The sequence below is a fragment of the Mesorhizobium robiniae genome (genome assembly GCF_040545535.1).
In the GTDB taxonomy this organism is placed as follows: Bacteria; Pseudomonadota; Alphaproteobacteria; order Rhizobiales; family Rhizobiaceae; genus Mesorhizobium; species Mesorhizobium robiniae.
The window spans coordinates 118170-134804 of sequence record NZ_JBEPMC010000003.1 but is presented as its reverse complement, the minus strand read 5'-3'; the positions used below and the strand labels follow the sequence as shown (position 1 = coordinate 134804).

The window sequence follows — 16635 nt, the reverse complement described above, 5'->3', positions numbered from 1 at the left end:
CACTAATCGGGGACTGCTATTCGATGGCAGTGGACGTAGAGCGAGTGAGACGGACGGGCGCCCGGCGCCCGTCGCGGATTCTGCCCGCATTCCTGTCGAGGATCACGGTGCCGATGCGCCGCTTCCTCGGCCACCATATCTTTTCCAGCCTGACGCGGCGCATTCTCTTCCTCAACCTTGCCGGCCTGGCCGTGCTGGTCACCGGCATTCTCTACCTCAACACGTTTCGCGACGGGCTGATCGATGCCCGCGTCGAGAGCCTGATGACCCAGGGCGAGATCATTGCCGGCGCGATTGCGGCGTCGGCGACGGTCGAGACCGATTCGATCAGCATCGATCCGGAAAAACTGCTGGAACTGCAGGCCGGCGAAAGCCTGGGTCCTGGGTCCGACCAGCTCGACAATCTGGATTTCCCGATCAATCCGGAGCGCGTCGCGCCGGTGCTCAGGCGGTTGATTTCGCCAACGCGGACGCGCGCCCGCATCTATGATCGCGACGCCAATCTGCTGCTCGATTCCCGCCATCTCTATTCGCGCGGCCAGATCCTTCGCTACGACCTGCCGCCGGTCGACGCGGAAGAGCCCGACCTCCTGGAGCGTATCCAGAAATTCGTCTTCGACTTCTTCCGCAACACCGCTCTGCCGGTCTATCATGAACAGCCGGGCGGCAATGGCGCTGCATTCCCGGAGGTGGTCAAGGCGCTTACCGGCAGCCCGTCGACCATCGTACGGATATCCGAACAGGGCGAGCAGATCGTTTCGGTTGCCGTGCCGATCCAGCGCTTCCGCGCCGTCCTCGGCGTGCTGATGCTGTCGACGGAAGGCGGCGATATCGACAAGATCGTCGCGGCCGAGCGCAAGGCGATCCTGCGTGTCTTCGGCATCGCCGCCCTTGTCACCGCAATCCTGTCGATGCTGCTCGCCTCGACCATCGCCAACCCGCTGCGCCGGCTGTCGGCGGCGGCGGTCAGGGTGCGGCGCGGCGTCAAGAATCGCGAGGAAATTCCTGATTTCTCGGACCGGCAGGACGAGATCGGCAATCTGTCGATCGCCGTGCGCGACATGACCAATGCGCTCTACGCCCGCATCGAGGCGATCGAAAGTTTCGCGGCCGACGTCTCGCACGAGCTGAAGAACCCGCTGACCTCGCTACGCAGCGCGGTAGAGACCCTGCCGCTGGCCAAGAACGACAATTCGCGCAGCCGTCTGATGGATATCATCCAGCACGACGTCAGGCGACTGGACCGCCTTATCACCGACATTTCCGATGCCTCCCGTCTTGACGCCGAGCTCGCGCGGGAAGACGCAGGAACGGTAGACCTCAAGAAATTCATCACTGATCTGGTCGATGTTTCGCGCACGGCCACGCGCAACAAGAAGACGGTCGAGATCGAGTTCAAGGTCGCCAAGCCGCCACAGGGCGTCAAAGGCTACTTCGTCGCCGGCCATGATCTGAGGATCGGCCAGGTCATCACCAATCTGATCGAGAATGCCCGCTCCTTCGTTCCTGAAGAGCGCGGCCACATCACTATCTCGCTGGCGCGCGCCGGCAAGTTCAACATCATCACCGTCGACGACAACGGTCCCGGTATAAGGGCCGACAACATCGACCGGATCTTCGAACGCTTCTACACCGACCGGCCGGCCGGCGAGGCGTTCGGCCAGAATTCCGGCCTTGGCCTGTCGATCAGCAGGCAGATCGTCGAAGCCCATGGCGGCACGCTGACCGCCGAGAACATCGCGGGCACCAAACCCGGCGAGATCAAGGGTGCGCGCTTCGTCGTGACACTGCCTGCGGAAGACTAAGCATGATCCCGAAAAGTGGGAACCGGTTTTCGGATAAGATCATGCCTCAACCAAAAGGCATGATCCCGAAAGGTGGGAACCGGTTTTCCGACAAGATCATGCCTCAACCAAAAGGCATGGTCCCGAAAGGTGGGAACCGGTTTTCCGACAAGATCATGCCTCAACCAAAAGGCATGGTCCCGAAAAGTGGGAACCGGTTTTCGGACAAGATCATGCCTCAACCAATTGTGCAGGCTGAGAACATTCACGGCACGGCTATCCTGATCGGCGAGCGTGGCATCCTCATCACGGGAGCGTCCGGCTCGGGCAAGACGACGCTGGCGCTCGCCCTCATCGGTCATTGTCGCCAGCATGGATTGTTTTCGCGGCTGATCGGCGACGACAGGCTGCTCGCTGCCGATCACGCGGGGCGGCTTGTCTGTAAGGTGCCCACCACCATAGCCGGCCTCGCTGAGGTGCCTGGTTTCGGTCCACGGCCATTGTCGTTCGAGCCTGGCGGCGTGATCGATCTTCATGTCCGGTTGGTGCCGGCAAGCGAGATGGTCCGCTTCCAGGAAGATGCCAGCGAGCCCGTCGCTGGCTTGCTGGTGCCTCGAATTGATCTTGCCGAACGCAACGTTTCCGTCGCCTTGCTGGCCATGACCGCGCGGCTGTCGATCGCGCCGTTTTTATGATCCGGTTGCGGTTTTTTGCTGCAATGCGTCAAAATGGCCTGGGCCTATGCAATTTTGGGCTTGTCAACGCGTCCCGCGTCGACAAGATAGCGCTCCCGCCGCCTGGAATGGCCGGCGAGCACGAAATACGCCTATAATGCGGCGATGACGGGAGCCACCAAAGAATGATCGGACTCGTGCTTGTAACGCACGGTCAACTGGCCGCCGAATTCCGCCATGCCGTGGAACATGTCGTCGGGCCACAAGACAGTTTCGAGACCGTGGCGATCGGTGCCGATGACGATATGGAGCAGCGCCGCAGCGACATCGTCGACGCCGTTGCCCGTGTCGACACCGGGGCGGGCGTCATCGTTTTGACCGACATGTTCGGCGGCACGCCTTCCAATCTTGCCATATCGGTGATGGAATCCGGTCGAACCGAGGTCATTGCCGGCATGAACCTGCCGATGCTGATCAAGCTGTCCAGCATTCGCAAGGGCGACAATATGAGCGCAGCGCTGGACGAGGCGCAGGCGGCTGGCCGCAAATACATCAATGTCGCCAGCCAGCTTCTGAGCAGCAAATGAACGCGTTGTCGGCCAAGAAGGATGACATCGTCCGGGACTTTCCAATCGTCAACCAGCGCGGGTTGCATGCCCGCGCCTCGGCGAAGTTCGTTCAGGTCGCCAGCGGCTTCGACGCCTCCGTCGAGGTCGAGAAGGACGGCGTCAAGGTCGGCGGCACCTCGATCATGGGCCTGATGATGCTGGCGGCGAGCCCCGGCTATTCGATCCGCGTCACCGCCAGCGGCCCGGAGGCCGAGCAGGTGATCGACGCGCTCGAGAAACTGGTCGCTTCCCGCTTCGGCGAGGAAGCCTGACAGCTGGAGCTGTCGCGCCACTTTGGACGTTAGCACTTTCGGGTCGATGCGCCTCGGAAGACATGCACGGATAAAGATTTCTTTATATCCCATTGTCGTCCGAGCGGCGATCTGCTAGTCAGGCCGGCAACTCGCGCCCTTCGACACGCCTTGGCGCGGGCGCATCCCGAAGACAATTCTTGATCGGAGCACTGCCATGACGGGTAGCAAGGACTATGTGGTCGCCGACATCTCGCTTGCCGGCTGGGGCCGCAAGGAGATCGAGATCGCCGAAACCGAAATGCCGGGCCTGATGGCCTGCCGTGAAGAATTCGGCAAGGCGCAGCCGCTCAAGGGCGCGCGCATCACCGGCTCGCTGCACATGACCATCCAGACCGCGGTGCTGATCGAAACGCTGAAGGCGCTCGGTGCCGACATCCGCTGGGCCTCCTGCAACATCTTCTCGACCCAGGACCATGCGGCCGCCGCCATCGCCGAGGCCGGCATTCCGGTCTTCGCCGTCAAGGGCGAGACGCTCGAAGACTACTGGGTCTACACCGACAAGATCTTCCAGTGGGCCGACGGCGGCACTTCCAACATGATCCTCGACGACGGCGGCGACGCCACCATGTACATCCTGATCGGCGCGCGTGCCGAAGCCGGCGAGGATGTGCTCTCCAATCCGGGCAGCGAGGAGGAAGAAATCCTGTTTGCCCAGATCAAGAAGCGTATGGCGGCTTCACCCGGTTTCTTCACCAAGCAGAAGGAAGCGATCCGCGGCGTCACCGAAGAGACGACGACCGGCGTCAACCGGCTCTATCAGCTGCAGAAGAAGGGCCTGCTGCCGTTCCCGGCGATCAACGTCAACGATAGCGTGACCAAGTCGAAATTCGACAACAAATATGGCTGCAAGGAATCGCTGGTCGACGGCATCCGCCGCGGCACCGACACGATGATGGCCGGCAAGGTCGCGGTAGTTTGCGGCTATGGCGACGTCGGCAAGGGTTCTTCCGCTTCGCTCAAGGGCGCAGGCGCCCGCGTCAAGGTCACCGAGGTCGATCCGATCTGCGCGTTGCAGGCGGCGATGGACGGCTTCGAAGTCGTCACGCTCGAAGATGCAGCACCGACGGCCGACATCATCATCACCACCACCGGCAACAAGGATGTCGTCACCATCGACCACATGCGGGCGATGAAGGACATGGTAATCGTCGGCAATATCGGTCACTTCGACAACGAGATCCAGGTGGCGTCGCTGCGCAATCTGAAGTGGACCAACATCAAGCCTCAGGTCGACATGATCACCTTCCCGGACGGCAAACGGATGATCCTGTTGTCGGAAGGCCGCCTGCTCAATCTTGGCAACGCCACCGGCCATCCGAGCTTCGTCATGTCGGCGTCCTTTACCAATCAGGTGCTGGCGCAGATCGAGCTCTACACCAAGCCCGGCCAGTACGAGAACCAGGTCTATGTCCTGCCCAAGCATCTCGATGAAAAGGTCGCGCGCCTGCATCTCGACAAGCTCGGCGCCCGGCTCACCGAACTGTCCGGCGAGCAGGCCGCCTATATCGGCGTGACCCCGCAAGGACCGTTCAAGCCGGAACACTACCGCTATTAACCACGGCGGAAATTACCACTAGATATTGATGCCGGGCGATTGACTTTTCGCCCGGCTTTATTTTTGCGCTGAATGATTCTTCACGCCGATTCGCGCAAGCGCTATGGTGCTGATTCGCGGGTTCGGGGACGAGGGCCGACGCCCGCATCAGGGCGGTCTTGCATTCAGGCGGCGAAGAGGACCAGGACATGCCGGGGGATTACCCGCCTTGCGCGGGACAGGCCGTTTCCGGCGGCCGCAACGATTCAGGTGTCACGGGTTCCGCTGCCAGAGGCGGAAGCCCTCTATGGCGCGCTGGCACTCGCATCGCAAAATTGCTTGCTTCGTCCGCGCTCGCCGGTCCGTTGTTCGGCTTCGCGGCACATGCTCAAACGGTTGCTGCGCAAAAAGCCGGGCTCTCGGTCAGCACGGTTGAGGTCATGCAATTGGCCATGTTTGTCGGTGTCATGGGCGCGGCACTTGTCTCGGCTATTTTCCTGATCCGCGAAAGAGCGCGCACCGCCGCTCAGAACGTCGAACTCAGAGCCCGTTTGGCCGATGTCAACGCTGCGCTGCGGCGCTCCGAGGCGTTGCTCAATCTGCGCGACCAGCGTGTTATCGTATGGGCCTCGGAAAACAAAAAGCCCGAGCTCGTCGGGACATTGCCGGTCGAGAGCGGCGCCCCGGAAGACCGTGCCGCCTTCCTCGCCTTCGGCCGTTGGCTGACGCCGCGCTCGGCGGCGGCGCTCGAACATGCCGTGACCGGACTGCGGGACAAAGCGAAGTCATTCGATCTCGTCATCGAATCGCAGATCGGTGCGCCGCTCGAAGTGCATGGGCGCAAGAGCGCAGCACACGTGCTTGTACGCTTCGTCTCGCTGTCTGAAACGCAGCGAAGCGAGGCCAGGCTGAGGATCGAGAACCAGCGCCTCGCCGCCGACCACGATACCATGATCGGCCTGCTCGACGCGCTCAGCATGCCGTCATGGCTGCGCACGGCCGACGGGCGGCTGAAATGGGTCAACCGCGCCTATGCCAAGGCAGTCGAAGCGGAAAGCGCCGAGGCGGCGGTGCGCGACGCGAAGGAATTCCTCGGTGGCCAGGCACGCGACGCGATCGCCGCGCAGCACAAGTCGCATCCCGTCTTCGAGCAGGCGCTTTCCACCGTGATCGAAGGCGACCGCCGCATGTTCGCCGTGACCGACTTTGCCGGCGCCGACGGTTCGGCGGGTCTTGCCTACGACACCAGCGCCATCGAAGCGATCCGTAGCGAATATGAGCGGACGGTGCGCAGCCATGCCGACACGCTCGATCAGCTCAACACCGCCGTGGCGATTTTCGATGCCGACGAGAAGCTGCGGTTTTTCAACCAGGCGTTCCAAAAACTATGGGGTCTCGACAGCGGTTTTCTGCACAGCGCTCCGGACAACGCCTTGCTGCTTGACCGGCTGCGCAGCGAAGGCAAGATCGCCGAGCAGCCCGAATGGCGGCGCTGGAAGGAGAGCCTGCTTGGCGCCTATCGCGCGGTCGAGTCGCAGGAACATTGGTGGCATCTGCCGGACGGCAAGACCATCCGTGTCGTCGCCAATCCGCAGCCCAAGGGCGGCGTCACCTGGGTATTCGAGAACCTGACCGAAAAGATGGACTTGGAAAGCCGCTACCAGACCGCGGTGCGGGTCCAGGGCGAGACGCTCGACAATCTTGCCGAAGGTGTGGCCGTGTTCGGCCCGGACGGAAGGCTCAGATTGTCGAACCCGGCATTCGCAGCACTTTGGGGACTGGACGCCGACGCCGCCAAGCCCACCGTCCACGTATCCACAATCCGCGATCTTTGCGACCGGCGCGCCGCCGACAGTCCGTGGGGCGGGTTCGTTGCCGCCATCACCGGTTTCGACGATGAGCGCCGCGACCGCCACGGCCAGACCGAGTTGAACAACGGCACCGTGCTGCGCTACGCGATGATCCCGCTGCCCAACGGGCAGGTGATGATGACCTTCGTCGACGTCACCGACAGCGTCAATGTCGAGCGGGCGCTGAAGGACAAGAACGAGGCACTGGAAAAATCCGATCAGCTCAAGAACGAGTTCGTGCAGCACGTCTCTTACGAATTGCGCTCGCCGCTGACCAACATCATCGGCTTCACCGAGCTTCTCTCGCTGCCGTCGACCGGGCCATTGAGCCAGAAGCAGCGCGAATATGTCGAGCATGTCGGCTCGTCTTCCTCGGTCCTGCTCACCATCGTCAACGACATCCTCGACCTGGCGACGGTGGATGCCGGGATCATGCAGCTCGATATCTCGGAAGTGCATGTCGACCGGACCATCGCCGCCGCCGCCGAGCTTGTTGCCGACCGGCTGGAGGAGCATGCGATCAGGCTCAAGATCGACGCGGCCGCCGCGCCGAAGACCTTCCATGGTGACGAGACCCGCATCCGCCAGATCCTCTATAATCTCTTGAGCAACGCCGCCAATTATGCGCCGGAGGCGAGCACCATCACGCTCGCCTGCCGCCAGCTTGCCGACGGCGTCGAGTTCTCCGTTCATGACGACGGCCCCGGCATGCCGCCGGACCTGCTCGATTCGGTGTTCCGTCGTTTCGAACCGCGCACCAATGGCGGCCGCCGGCGCGGCGCCGGCCTCGGCCTGTCGATCGTCAAGAGCTTCGTCGAGCTGCATGGCGGCAGCGTCCGTATCGAGACCGGCAAGGACAAGGGCACCACGGTCATTTGTGCCTTTCCCGATACGCCGTCCGGCATCCGCGCCGCGGCCGAGTAGAGCGTTCGATGGCAGGCGTGGTGCTGGAGCGTTTTCTCGCCGACGAGGCTGCGACCGCAAGGCTGGGCGAGGATCTGGCCATGTCGCTGCGTCCCGGCGACGTTTTGGCGCTCAAAGGCGATCTCGGCGCCGGCAAGTCGAGTTTGGCACGGGCGCTGATCAGGGCAATGGCTGACGATTGCGGTCTCGATGTGCCGAGCCCGACCTTCACGCTCGTCCAGAGCTATGAGGCGCGCATTCCCGTCCATCACTTCGACCTCTATCGCCTGTCCTCGGCATCCGAACTGGACGAACTGGGTTTCGACGAGGCACTGGCGCAAGGCGCTGCCCTGATCGAATGGCCGGAACGGGCAGAGCACTATTTGCCAGAGACTTCAGTGCTGATCGAACTGATCCACCAGGGCGACGGCCGCCTGGCGAGACTATCGGGACAAGGCGCTGCCTTCGAGCGCGCGGCGCGATCGCTGGCGATGCGCGATTTCCTGGATAAAGCCGGCTGGGGTGAAGCGCAGAGACGATACTTTATCGGCGATGCCTCGGCCCGCTCCTATGAGATCGTCTCGCTGGCCGGCTTGCCGCCTCGCGTGTTGATGAATTCGCCGCGGCTGGTGCTTGGGCCGCCGGTCCGCGACGGCAAGCCCTATGCGGTGATCGCCCACACGGCGCAATCCGTCTCGGCGTTCGTCGCCATCGACCGCGCGCTGCGGGCCGGCGGCGTCAGCGTCCCGGAGATCCACGCGCAGGACCTGGACCAGGGCTTTCTTCTGCTGGAGCATCTCGGCTCGGAGGGATTTCTCGGCCAGCAGGGTCAGCCGGTGGCCGCACGCTATGCGGCGGCGGCCGAACTGCTTGCCATGATGCATAGTAAAACATGGCCCGATCGCATGGAAGCCGCGCCCGGCGTCTTTCACGACGTGCCGCCTTTCGACCACGACGCGATGATGATCGAAGCCGAATTGCTGCTCGACTGGTATGTGCCGGCGATATCGGGCGGCCCGGCAAGCGAGGCCTTGCGCGCCGGTTATGCCGAGCAATGGAATGCGGTACTCGACCGGCTGGAAGGGCGCGAATACACGCTGATGCTGCGCGACTTTCATTCGCCCAACATCATCTGGCGCGGCAATCGTACCGGTCACGACCGCCTTGGGATCGTCGATGTCCAGGATGCGCTGGTCGGTCCGTCCGCCTATGACCTCGCCTCGCTTGCCATGGATGCGCGCGTCACGGTTTCGCCTGAGATCGAGAAGCGGACGCTCGAATCCTATATCGCCGCCCGCCATAAGGCCGGCGCCTTTGACGAAGACGAATTCGTCGAGACCTATGCGATCATGGCCGCGCAACGCAATTCGAAGATACTCGGCATTTTCGTTCGGCTCGAAAAGCGCGACGGCAAGCCCTATTATCTAAAACACCTGCCGCGCATTCGAGATTATCTACGGCGGGCGCTGGCGCATCCGGCGTTGGCAGGCGTCCGGGATTTCTACATCGCCCACGGCTTGCTGGAGGAGCGGGCGCTGTGACGGCGCACCCCAAAACCGCGATGGTGCTCGCCGCCGGGCTTGGCAAGCGCATGCGGCCGATCACCGATACGATGCCGAAACCGCTCGTCAAGATATCGGGCAAGACGTTGCTCGACTGGGGCCTGGACAGCCTGGCCGAGGCAGGCGTCACCAAGGCTGTCGTCAATGTCCATTATTTCCCCGGGCAGATCGTCTCGCATGTCGCCGGACGCGATGCGCCGAAGGTGGTCATATCGGACGAAAGCGAAGCACTGCTCGATTCCGCCGGCGGTATTGTCCATGCCTTGCCGGAATTGGGGGAACGACCCTTCTACATCGTCAACGCCGACACGTTCTGGATCGATGCCGGTTCGCCAAACCTTGCTCGTCTCGCCCTTGCATGGGATGCGACGAAAATGGATATTCTGCTGATGCTCGCAGATATCAAGTCAGCAACCGGACACAGCGGCGGTACCGATTTCCTGATGGCGCCCGACGGCGCCTTGCGGCGTTCGAAGGGCGATCCGGCGGGCTTGGTTTATGCAGGTGCGGCCATTGTCCATCCGCGCCTTTTTAGGGATGCGCCGGCCGGGCCGCATTCGCTCAACGGCTATTTCGATGCCGCCATTGCCACTGGGCGCCTGTTCGGCATGGCGATGCAGGGCCATTGGATCACCGTCGGCACGCCCGACGCCATTCCGCTTGCGGAAGCTGCCGTCGCCGCCGCTCTTGCTCAGTCGCCCAGCGCTCCTGCCGAGTTGACCAGCGCTCCTACCGAGTTGAAATGAGCGGCTCCCGCCGCGTTTTCTCGATCCCGCCCGGAGCGCCGTTCCTGCCGACGCTGGCCGAGGCTCTGCTGTCAGGCCGTCTCGTTCCCGGTTTCCGGTTCGATGGCGACCCGCTGGCGCTGGCCGACGCCACCATCTACGTGCCGACGCGCCGCGCTGCGCGGGCCCTGCGCGGCGTCTTGGTCGACCGTCTCGGCGGCCGTTCGGCGATCCTGCCGGTCATCCGCCCGCTTGGCGAGTTCGACGAGGACGAAGCTGCATTCGAGGCCCATGCATCGGCGGCGATCGATCTCGCGCCGCCGATCGCCGCGATGGAGCGGCTGCTGCTGCTGGCGCCGTTGGTGCGCGCCTGGAAGCGCCGCCTGCCGGCCCATGTCGCAGCACTTTTCGACGAAGAGATCGTTGTGCCGGCCTCTGCCGCCGACGCCATCTGGCTGGCGCGCGACCTGGCCCGGCTGATGGACGAGATCGAGACCGAAGGCACGGACTGGACCAGGCTCGCCGATCTGGTGACCGGCAATCTCGCCGGCTGGTGGCAAGTGACGCTCGACTTCCTGAGCATCGTCACCGAAAACTGGCCAGATATCCTCGATGAACGCAACCGCTCCAACCCGGCCGCACATCGCAATGCGCTGATCAGGCTGGAAGCGGCGCGGCTGAAGCGCAACCCGCCCACTGGGCCGGTGATCGCTGCCGGCTCCACCGGATCGATCCCGGCCACGGCGGAATTGCTTGCCGTGATCGCTGGCCTGCCCGGCGGCGCCGTCGTGCTGCCCGGCCTCGACACGACGCTGGACGAGCCGTCCTTCCAGGCAATCGCGGCGCCCGGCGCGCGGCCTGCCTTGCTTGGCCATCCGCAATACGGCCTGGCAAAACTGGTCGGCAAGATCGGCGTGCTGCGCGGCGATGTCGAGGAGATCGCGATTGCCGAAAGACCGCTCGCGCTGCGCGCCGCACTTGTCGGCGAGGCGCTGCGGCCGGCGGAGACCACCGAGCTCTGGGCCGACACCCGCGCCCGATTTACATCAGGCGATATCACCGACGCCTTCGCCGACGTGACGCTTCTCGAAGCCGCCGGAGAGCGCGACGAAGCCGTGGCGATCGCCGTCGCGCTCAAACGCGCCGTCGAGCAGACCGGTCGGCGCGCAGCACTCGTCACCGGCGACCGCGCCCTGGCGCGGCGGGTCTCAGTAGAGCTGTTGCGCTTCGGCGTCGTCGCCGACGATTCTGGCGGCACGCCGCTCATCAACACGCCGGCCGCCAGCCTGCTCAGGCTGGTGCTTCAGACCGCCTTCCGTCCCGGCGATCCGGTCGCCCTGCTGTCGCTGCTCAAGCATCCCTTGCTTGGCCTCGGCATGGAGCGCGCAAGCGTCCGTCATGCGGCGGAGATCATCGAACTGGTGGCGTTGCGCGGCGGTACCGGCCGCCCCGACATAGCATCGCTGCCGGAGCTCTTCGAAGCCCGGCTCACCGGCCTGGGCAGTACCCGGCCGCCCTTCTGGTTCTCCCGCCTGACCGTGCGAAACATCGAAGGCGCCCGCGAATTGCTCGTCCGCCTTGCCGCGGCACTGGCGCCGCTGATTGCCTTTCGCAGTCAAGCCCAAGCCGATCTTGCCGAATTGACCCGGGCCAGTGTCGTCGTGCTCGAAAACCTGGGCCGCACTACGGACGGCAGCGTGAGCGAACTCTATGCGGGCGATGCCGGCGAGAAACTTGCCGAGCTCTTGCGCGAGCTGGTTGCCGCCTCGGTGTCGTTCTCCTTCGCGGCTGACGAATGGCCTGATGTGATGGAGGCGCTGATCGCGCCCGAGACGGTCAAGCCGGCACAAGGCACCGACAGGAACATTGCCATCTGGGGCGCGCTGGAAGCCCGGTTGCAGAACGTCGACACGCTGGTCGTCGGCGGGCTCAACGAAGGCGTGTGGCCGCGCAAACCGGAAAGCGACCGCTTCATGTCGCGGCTGATGAAGACCGGCATCGATCTCGAACCGCCTGAACGGCGCATCGGCCTGGCCGCCCATGATTTCCAGATGGCGATGGGCGCGAAGAAAGTGGTGCTGGCGCGCTCTGCCCGCTCCGGCGACGCGCCCGCTGTGCCGTCGCGCTGGCTGCAGCGCCTCCTGACCTTCATCGGCAAGGATCATGCGGCGGTGCTACGCCGGCGCGGCGATGAAGTCCTGTCCTGGGCACGTGCGCTCGATGCCGGCGAAAGAAGAGATTTCGCGCCGCGGCCGCAGCCGAAGCCGCCGCTGGCCGTGCGGCCGCAGCATTTTTCCGTCACCGAAATCGAGACGCTGCGCCGCGACCCTTACGCGATCTATGCCAGGAGGATTCTCGGCCTGATGCCGCTCGATCCGGTCATCCGCGACCCGGGCGCCGCCGAGCGTGGCACGCTGTTCCACGCCATCCTGCATCTTTTTTCGCGCACGGTCGCCGATCCGCTTGTGCCGGAGGCGCTGGACGGTCTCATCGCCGCCGGCCGCGCATGCTTTGCCGAGGCGGCTCTTCCTCCCGATGTCGAGGCAGTATGGTGGCCGCGCTTTGAAAAGCTCGCCGCCGGCATCGTGGAATGGGAGCGCGGCCGCGCCTCCGCCGTGACGATGCGGTATGCCGAGGAGCGCGCCGAGAAAACCGGCGTCGGCGGGTCCGGCGTGACGCTGTCGGGCTACGCCGATCGCGTCGACCTGCTGGCCGGCGGCATGGCCGACATCCTGGACTACAAGACCGGCTCCTCGCCATCCAAGGCGCAGGCCCATACGCTGCTTTCGCCGCAACTGGCGCTCGAAGGGGCGCTGCTCAGGCGCGGCGCCTTCAAGGGGCTTGGCCCGCGCGAGCCGTCGCAACTGGCCTTCATCAGGCTGAAGCCGAATGGCGAAGTGTTCGAGGAATCCATCCTCGAACACAACCGCAAGCCGCGAACCGCCGCCGATCTCGCCGAGGAGGCCTGGGCGCGGCTCGAAAAACTGCTGATCCACTATGCCGACCCGGCGACCTTCTATCTGTCGCGCGCGCTGCCCTTCCGCGAGGGCGAGACCGATGGCGACTACGACCATCTCGCCCGTGTGCTCGAATGGTCCGCCGGCGGCGACGCCGACGACGAGGGAGGGGAGGCATGAAGAAGGCCTATCCCATCCCGACCGACACCGCCGCCAGCCAGGCAAGTGCCTCCGACCCGCAAAACTCCGCCTGGGTGTCGGCCAATGCCGGATCGGGCAAGACCCATGTGCTGGCCCAGCGCGTCATCCGGCTCCTGCTTCGCGGCACCGATCCGTCGAAGATCCTGTGCCTGACCTATACCCGCGCCGCCGCCGCCAATATGTCGAACCGGGTGTTTTCGACTTTGTCGGAATGGACAGCGCTTGACGACGCTGAACTGGCGACAAGGATCGAGGCGCTGGACGGCCGACAGCCCGATCGCGAAACCATGCGCCGCGCGCGCCGGCTGTTTGCCGAGGCGCTGGAAACGCCGGGCGGGCTGAAGATCCAGACCATCCATGCCTTCTGCGAATCGGTGCTGCACCAGTTCCCGCTGGAAGCCAACATACCGGCCCATTTCGAAATGCTCGATCCGCAGATGGAGGCGTCGCTCTTCGCCGCTGCCCGCCGTGACATGATCTCGGGCACGGCCGCCGGCGATGCCGGGCTGGCCGAGGCCTTCGCCACCATTCTGGAACGCGGCGGCGAACACGGGCTCGACGCATTGCTGGCCGAGATCGTGCGCAAGCGCGACGGTTTGCGCGCCTTCATAAGTGCGGCCGGCGGCGATGGCTTCCGGGCGCTGTTCGACGAGTTCAGGTTTCGCGCTGGCCAGACCGCCGAAGGCCTGGCGGCGTCCGTCTGGCCGCTGCCGGGCTTCCTGCCGGATTATTTCATCACCTTTGCCCGCGCCGCCGAAGCCGCCGATGCCCGCCTCGTGCTGAACAATCTTCTGCCCTATGCGCGTCTTGCCTTCGCCGAGGATGATCCGGTTCGCCGGCTGCAATTGCTGGCAAAAGCCTTTCTGCGGGCGGATGGCGAGCCTTATGAGCCGGCAAAGACCTTCAAGAAGGCGCTGCTCGACCGGTTGCCGGATCTTGCCGAGCGCTATCTGGCGGCAGCCGATGCGATCCTCGAAATCTCCGACCGGCTGGCCTTGTTCAGGATGCTGGAGGGCACGCGCGCCGCGCTGACCATCGCCGACTGGCTGATCGCCCGTTACGAGCACCTCAAGCGTGCCCGCGGCTTCCTCGACTTCAACGATCTCATCACCCGAACGGTCAATCTTCTGGCGCGGCCTGATGCCGGCCCATGGGTGCAATACAAGCTCGACCAGGGCATCGACCATATCCTGCTCGATGAGGCGCAGGACACAAGTCCGGACCAATGGGAAGTGGTGAAGCGGCTGGCGGAAGAGTTCTTTGCCGGGCTCGGCGCGCGCGACAATGTTCACCGCACGGTCTTTGCCGTCGGCGACGAAAAGCAGTCGATCTATTCCTTTCAAGGCGCGGCGCCCGATTCCTTCGCCGACTCAAGGCTGCTGTTTTCCGGAAGGGTGCGCGATGCCAACGCCGCTTTCGCCGACCTCAAGCTGACCTGGTCCTTCCGCTCGACCGACGACGTGCTTGCGGCGGTGGACCGTGTCTTTGCCGACCCGATCGTGCGGCGCGGCATCAGCCATGATCCCGACCCGCTGAACCACAGGGCGATCCGCACCGATGCGCCGGGCTATGTCGAGGTCTGGCCGTCGATCGGTGCCGACGTCGTCGACGAACCCGACGACTGGACGCAAGCCGTCGACCACGCCCGTGCGCCGGCGGTGCGCGTTGCCGAAAACGTGGCGGCCACCATTGCCGGCTGGATCGGCGCCGGCGAGATCATCGAAGGCCGCGGCACGAAGCTTCGACCCGGCGATGTCCTGGTGCTGGTCCGCAAGCGCGATCGTTTCGTCCATGCGCTGACGCGTGCGCTGAAGCGCCGCGACATTCCGGTCGCCGGCGCCGACCGGCTCAGCCTGCCCGGCCATATCGCGGTGAAGGACCTGATCGCGCTCGGCCACTTTCTCATCCAGCCTGAGGACGATCTGTCGCTTGCCGCCGTGCTGCGCAGCCCGATTTTCGATGTTTCGGAAGAGATGCTTTTCGCGCTCGCGGGCGAGCGGCCGTCCGGTCTCTCGCTGATTACTTCGCTGCGCAGGCAGGCCGGCGAAAGCGCTGCCTTGGCCGCAATCATTGCCCAACTTGACACATGGTCTGATGAAGTCGCCTTCAAGCCGGTGTTCGAATTCTATGCCGGGGCTCTCGCCCGCGACGGCCTGCGCAAGAAAATGATCGCGCGGCTCGGGCCGGAGGCCGGCGACATCCTCGACGAGTTCCTGAGCTTTTGCGTGGCCGAGGAACGGACCGGCCTGCCGGGACTGGAATCGTTCCTGTCAACGCTGGAAAATGCCGGCCCCGAGATCAAGCGCGAAATGGACCAGACCCGCGACGAGGTTCGGGTCATGACCGTGCACGCTGCCAAGGGCCTGGAGGCGCCTGTCGTGTTCCTGGTCGACGGCGGTTCCGCCCCGTTCAGCGACCAGCATTTGCCGAGACTGATGCCGTTCGATGGCTCGGGCGACCATTGGGACGGCAAGGGCTATCTCTGGCGCTCGGCCAGCGACGTCGCCAATGGATTTTCGCGGGCCGCCTCGGTCCGCGCTCGTGAACTGGCCGACGACGAATACCGTCGGCTGCTCTATGTCGGCATGACCCGCGCCGAGGACCGGCTGATCGTCTGCGGCTATCACGGCAAGCGGGCGCCGAATGCCGGCACCTGGCATTCGATCGTCAGCCGCGCTCTGGTCGGCGCTCCCGAAAGCGCTGCAAGGCAGCACCCTGCCACCGGCGAGACCGTGCATCGGTTTCACGTGACAAAATTGCCGCCGGTCGCACATGCTGCTGCCGAGGAGGCGGCGCAGACGCAACAGTTCGAGCCGTTGCCGAAGAGCCTGTTCCAACCCTTGCCGCCCTTCGAGGACCTGCCGCGGCCGCTGTCGCCGTCCGGTGCCTCGGCGTTGATCGACGAGGCCAAGGAGGCCGTGATCGACACCGGCTCGCCGGTGCTGGACACAGAGGCGGAGCCCGGCTTTGCCGTCATGCGCGGATTGGCGCTGCACAAATTGCTGCAGATGCTGCCCGGCATTGCCGAGGCCGAACGCCGGAATGCCGCGGAGCGTTATCTCAGGCGGGCCGGCGCGCAATGGCCTGATGCCGAGCGCGACAAGGCCCTGGCCTCGGTGGCGGCAATTCTTGCCGACAGCCGCTTCGCGCCGCTGTTCGCATCATCGTCGCGCGCCGAAGTTGCGATCATGGGCAGCCTGGAGGTGAAGGGCAAATTACGCTCTATCTCCGGCAAGATTGACCGGCTGGCGGTCACATCAGGCAAGGTGTCGATCGTCGACTACAAGACCAACCGGCCGGCGCCTGCAAGCTTGGCAGACGTTCCGCCGGCCTACGTTCTGCAACTCGCGCTCTATCGCGCGCTGGTCAAGCCACTTTACCCCGGCCATGAGGTCTCCGCGGCGCTGCTGTTCACGGAAGCGCCACGGCTGATCGAGCTGCCACCGGCGGCCATGGACGATGCTCTTGCCCGACTCACGGGAGCGTGACACAACAGCTGCTTGAAGAAGGGCACGATCACCAC

10 protein-coding genes are annotated in these 16635 nt (G+C 64.4%); all 10 read left to right on the top strand.

Annotated features, from left to right (window positions below):
• Positions 1–23: 23 nt before the first annotated feature.
• The 10 genes from ABID19_RS08715 (at position 24) to addA (ending at position 16600) form a co-directional block, all read left to right on the top strand.
• A complete protein-coding gene (locus ABID19_RS08715; RefSeq protein WP_354489710.1) occupies positions 24–1805 on the top strand; it encodes a sensor histidine kinase in 1782 nt (593 codons plus the stop codon).
• A gap of 212 nt (positions 1806–2017) precedes the next feature.
• Complete coding sequence (locus tag ABID19_RS08710) at positions 2018–2479, top strand: HPr kinase/phosphorylase (RefSeq protein ID WP_354489708.1); 462 nt, start codon at positions 2018–2020, stop codon at positions 2477–2479.
• A gap of 164 nt (positions 2480–2643) precedes the next feature.
• Positions 2644–3045 carry a PTS sugar transporter subunit IIA gene (locus ABID19_RS08705; protein ID WP_029347440.1) on the top strand — a complete coding sequence of 134 codons (402 nt, stop codon included), beginning with the start codon at positions 2644–2646 and terminating at the stop codon, positions 3043–3045.
• On the top strand, positions 3042–3338 hold the full coding sequence (locus tag ABID19_RS08700; RefSeq protein ID WP_354489705.1) for an HPr family phosphocarrier protein: 297 nt from the start codon (positions 3042–3044) through the stop codon (positions 3336–3338). The genes ABID19_RS08705 and ABID19_RS08700 overlap by 4 nt, the downstream gene beginning before the upstream one ends.
• Positions 3339–3534: 196 nt before the next feature.
• On the top strand, positions 3535–4935 hold the full coding sequence (gene ahcY / locus ABID19_RS08695) for an adenosylhomocysteinase (protein WP_354489703.1): 1401 nt from the start codon (positions 3535–3537) through the stop codon (positions 4933–4935).
• A gap of 188 nt (positions 4936–5123) precedes the next feature.
• Entirely contained in the window at positions 5124–7688 is a 2565-nt protein-coding gene (locus ABID19_RS08690) for a sensor histidine kinase (RefSeq protein WP_354489701.1), read from the top strand.
• Between the two features lie 8 nt (positions 7689–7696).
• The gene (gene tsaE / locus ABID19_RS08685) at positions 7697–9208 is read left to right on the top strand and encodes a tRNA (adenosine(37)-N6)-threonylcarbamoyltransferase complex ATPase subunit type 1 TsaE (protein WP_354489699.1); all 1512 of its coding nucleotides are present in this window, start codon (positions 7697–7699) and stop codon (positions 9206–9208) included.
• Entirely contained in the window at positions 9205–9975 is a 771-nt protein-coding gene (locus ABID19_RS08680; RefSeq protein WP_354489697.1) for a nucleotidyltransferase family protein, read from the top strand. The genes tsaE and ABID19_RS08680 overlap by 4 nt, the downstream gene beginning before the upstream one ends.
• Positions 9972–13091: a double-strand break repair protein AddB gene (gene addB / locus ABID19_RS08675; RefSeq protein WP_354489696.1), complete on the top strand. Its 3120-nt coding sequence runs from the start codon at positions 9972–9974 to the stop codon at positions 13089–13091. The genes ABID19_RS08680 and addB overlap by 4 nt, the downstream gene beginning before the upstream one ends.
• Positions 13088–16600, top strand: coding sequence for a double-strand break repair helicase AddA (gene addA / locus ABID19_RS08670; protein WP_354489694.1), 3513 nt, complete (start codon positions 13088–13090; stop codon positions 16598–16600). The genes addB and addA overlap by 4 nt, the downstream gene beginning before the upstream one ends.
• Positions 16601–16635: the final 35 nt, after the last annotated feature.

What these genes read in the sequence shown, in the direction of transcription:
- ABID19_RS08715 (WP_354489710.1), top strand. Translation starts at nt 24, where the DNA reads ATGGCAGTGGACGTAGAGCGAGTGAGACGGACGGGCGCCCGGCGCCCG.
- ABID19_RS08710 (WP_354489708.1), top strand. Translation starts at nt 2,018, where the DNA reads ATGCCTCAACCAATTGTGCAGGCTGAGAACATTCACGGCACGGCTATC.
- addB (WP_354489696.1), top strand. Translation starts at nt 9,972, where the DNA reads ATGAGCGGCTCCCGCCGCGTTTTCTCGATCCCGCCCGGAGCGCCGTTC.
- tsaE (WP_354489699.1), top strand. Translation starts at nt 7,697, where the DNA reads ATGGCAGGCGTGGTGCTGGAGCGTTTTCTCGCCGACGAGGCTGCGACC.
- ahcY (WP_354489703.1), top strand. Translation starts at nt 3,535, where the DNA reads ATGACGGGTAGCAAGGACTATGTGGTCGCCGACATCTCGCTTGCCGGC.
- ABID19_RS08705 (WP_029347440.1), top strand. Translation starts at nt 2,644, where the DNA reads ATGATCGGACTCGTGCTTGTAACGCACGGTCAACTGGCCGCCGAATTC.
- addA (WP_354489694.1), top strand. Translation starts at nt 13,088, where the DNA reads ATGAAGAAGGCCTATCCCATCCCGACCGACACCGCCGCCAGCCAGGCA.
- ABID19_RS08690 (WP_354489701.1), top strand. Translation starts at nt 5,124, where the DNA reads ATGCCGGGGGATTACCCGCCTTGCGCGGGACAGGCCGTTTCCGGCGGC.
- ABID19_RS08700 (WP_354489705.1), top strand. Translation starts at nt 3,042, where the DNA reads ATGAACGCGTTGTCGGCCAAGAAGGATGACATCGTCCGGGACTTTCCA.